Here is a 3517-nt window from a genome sequence, read left to right on the forward strand (position 1 = left end):
GAAATGTCGCGCAGATGAAGCACGAGGTCGGCCTCGACCACCTCTTCCAGGGTGGCGCGGAAAGCCGCGATCAGATGTGTCGGCAGGTCCGAAATGAAGCCGACCGTGTCGGAGAGGATGATCGGCGTGCCATGTGGCAGGCGCACGCGGCGCAGCGTCGGGTCGAGCGTGGCGAACAGCATGTCCTGTGCCAGCACATCCGCCCCGGTCAGCCGGTTGAACAGCGTCGACTTGCCGGCATTGGTGTAGCCGACGATCGCCACCACCGGGAACGGCACCTTCCTGCGCTTGGCGCGGTGCAGGTCGCGCGTGCGCCGCACCGTTTCCAGCTCCTGCTTCAGCTTGATGATCTTTTCCTGCAACTGCCGCCGGTCGGATTCGATCTGTGTTTCGCCGGGGCCCCCAAGGAATCCGGCGCCGCCGCGCTGACGCTCCAAATGGGTCCAGCTACGCACGAGGCGGCCCTTCTGGTAGTTGAGATGGGCGAGCTCGACCTGCAGCGTGCCTTCCTTGGTGCGTGCACGCTCGCCGAATATCTCGAGGATCAGCCCGGTGCGGTCCAGCACCTTGGCGTTCAGCTCTTTCTCGAGATTGCGTTGCTGCACAGGGGTCAGCGGATGGTCGACGACGACCACTTCCGCATGTCCCTCTTTGACGATTTCCGCGAACTCGGCGACCTTGCCGCTGCCGAGCAGCGTCGCCGGGCGCGGATCGTTGACGGTCACCACCGCGGTGTGAATCAGATCAAGGTTGATGGCGCGGGCAAGGCCAACGGCCTCGTCGTGACGCGCATCAGCCGAACGCATCAGCCGCGGGCGGTTGGTCTCGTCGTCGTTGCGCTGGTGGCGGGTAAGGACGGGCACAATGACCACGGCCCGGGTCGGGCCCTTGGCCTCAGTCCTGGGGTGATGCGCTGGTTTCCCGCGAACGGTGGCGTCCGCGTCTTTCTCACGTGCCAATCAGGCGCCCTGGCTTTCCTCGCCATCGAACATCTGAACCGGCTGGCTCGGCATGATCGTGGAAATGGCGTGCTTGTAGACGAGCTGGGAGTGACCATCGCGGCGCAGCAGGACACAGAAATTGTCGAACGAAGTGACCACGCCGGTCAGCTTCACGCCGTTGATGAGGAAGATGGTGAGCGGGTTCTTGCTCTTGCGAACTGAATTCAGGAACAGGTCCTGAAGGTTTTGCGATCGTTCCGCCATTGTTCTTGTCTTTCGCCGATCCCCTTCGGTTTGCAAGCCAATGCGCCAAATTAACGGGCGCATGTCAAGCTCGCAAACACCGTCTTGTCGTCAGTAACGACAAGCAGAACGAGATATATTGATGTTCATTCCACCTGTGCGGTTATCAGGCTGGACTTTTTTCCGCAATGTCAAAAAAGGCTTGCCGCAACGAAAGTGTTATTGAGCCGGGGTGCCCATTGGCGACCGTGTCGCCATCGATGGTCACCACCGGCATGGCGATCGTCGTTGCGGAACTGATGAACGCCTCGCGTGCCGTCTTGGCCTCGGCGACGGAAAAGCCGCGCTCCTCGATCTTCAGGCCAAGCTTGGCCGCCACTTCGAACATGGTCGTGCGGGTGATGCCGCGCAGGATGCCATGCTCGGCCGGCCTGGTGACCAGAACGCCGTCCCTGGTGACGATCCAGGCGTTGGACGAGCCGCCTTCCTTGACGTTACCTTCGGTGTCGACGAACCAGGCTTCCTGCGCACCGGCTTCCTTTGCCTTCTGCTTGGCCAAGACATTGGGCAGCAGCCCGACAGTCTTGATGTCGACCCTGTCCCAGCGGTTCTCCGGCACGGTGATGACGGCGATGCCTGTCTCGGCTCGCTTTGCACCAGCGGCAGGATCGGCCTTCCTGGCGGTTACCACCAGCGAAGGCTTGGTGTCGGCGGAAGGGAAGACGAAGTCGCGGCTGGCCACGCCGCGCGTCACCTGCACGTAGACCAGGCCATTGGCGACGTGGTTGCGATTGACCACCTCACGCAGAATGAGCGGCAGCACGTGAGAGGTGACCGGCCAGGCGATCGACAATTCGGTCAGCGAACGGTTCAGCCGGGCCAGGTGGCGCGGCATGTCGACGATGAAGCCACGCGCCACTTCGCAGACCTCATAGACACCGTCGGCAAACTGATAGCCGCGATCCTCGATATGCACGGCAGCGTCGGCGTGCGTGACATAGCGCCCGTTGACATAGGCAATGCGCGGCATTGGCGACCCCTCAGAAATTCTCGGGCTTTCTTATGCGATTCCACCGCGGGCGTAACCGGCAAATGGTTGGACCACGCGCGGCTGGTCGGACGTCGCGCTTAGACGCCCAGGGACTTCAGCTTGCGATGCAGAGCGGAGCGCTCCATGCCGATGAACTCGGCGGTTTTCGAGATGTTGCCGCCGAACCGGTTGATCTGGGCGATCAGGTAATCCTTCTCGAACTGCTCACGCGCTTCGCGGAGCGGCAGCGCCATGATGTGTTGGTCGGATTGATTCGGGGTGCGCGGCATGACATCGCCGATCTCGGCCGGCAACAGATCAGCGGTGATCGGCGCATCGACGTCGTCGCCGCGCGCCAGGATCATCAGGCGCTCGACATTATTGCGCAGCTGGCGAACGTTGCCCGGCCAGTTGTGCGCCTGCAGCACGGCCAGCGCGTCGTCGCCGATGCGGCGCGGCTTGATGCCGGCCTGGCGGGCGATCTGCTTCATGAAATTGTCGACGAGGTAGGGAATATCCTCGCGCCGCTCGGCCAATCCCGGCACGATGACCGGAACCACCGCGAGGCGATGGTAAAGATCCTCGCGGAAACGCCCGTCGGCGATCATCGCTTCGAGGTTCTGCGACGTGGAAGAGATGATGCGGACATCGACCTTGACCCGCTTGGTTCCCCCTACCCGCTCGAACTGCTGCTCGACCAGCACGCGCAGGATCTTGTTCTGCGTCTCGCGCGGCATGTCGGCCACCTCGTCGATGTAGAGGATGCCGCGATGGGCCTCCTCGAGCGCGCCGACCTTGCGCTCGACGCCATTCGATTCGGTGCCGAACAGTTCGATCTCCATACGCTCGGGCGTGATGTTGGCGGCGCTCAGCGTCACGAAAGGCGCGCCCTTGCGCGCCGACAGCGTGTGGATGGCGCGCGCGGCCAGTTCCTTGCCCGAGCCAGACGGGCCGATGATCATCACGCGGCTGTTGGTCGGCGCGACGCGTTCGATGGTCTGACGCAACTGGCTCATCGCCGACGACATGCCGATCAGATCGAAGGTTTCACCGCTGCGCAGCTTGAGGTCGGAAACCTCGCGCCGCAATTTCGAGGTCTCGAGCGCACGTTCGGCAATAAGGATCAGCCTGTCGGCCTTGAACGGTTTTTCGATGAAGTCATAGGCGCCGCGACGGATGGCGGAGACCGCCGTTTCGATGTTGCCGTGGCCGGAAATCATCACCACCGGCAAGGTCGGATGCATCGTCTTGATCTCGTCGAGCAGCGCCAGCCCGTCGAGACGCGAGCCCTGCAGCCAGATGT

Annotated in this window: 4 protein-coding genes; all 4 read right to left on the bottom strand. The window is 62.8% G+C overall.

Annotated elements, in window-relative coordinates:
• Positions 1–959 (bottom strand): GTPase HflX (hflX, locus tag EN969_RS22095; protein ID WP_127419390.1); only part of this gene is annotated, 959 nt, incomplete at its 3' end.
• Complete coding sequence (gene hfq, locus EN969_RS22100) at positions 960–1205, bottom strand: RNA chaperone Hfq (protein ID WP_006202172.1); 246 nt, start codon at positions 1203–1205, stop codon at positions 960–962. It lies immediately after the preceding gene.
• A 145-nt stretch (positions 1206–1350) separates the two neighbouring features.
• Positions 1351–2214, bottom strand: coding sequence for a D-amino-acid transaminase (locus EN969_RS22105; protein WP_027163475.1), 864 nt, complete (start codon positions 2212–2214; stop codon positions 1351–1353).
• 98 nt (positions 2215–2312) lie between these two features.
• A partial coding sequence (locus tag EN969_RS22110) for a sigma-54 dependent transcriptional regulator (protein WP_164758410.1) occupies positions 2313–3517 on the bottom strand: 1205 nt, incomplete at its 5' end.

The organism is Mesorhizobium sp. M7A.F.Ca.CA.003.01.2.1 (genome assembly GCF_003998945.1).
Taxonomy (GTDB): domain Bacteria; phylum Pseudomonadota; class Alphaproteobacteria; order Rhizobiales; family Rhizobiaceae; genus Mesorhizobium; species Mesorhizobium ciceri.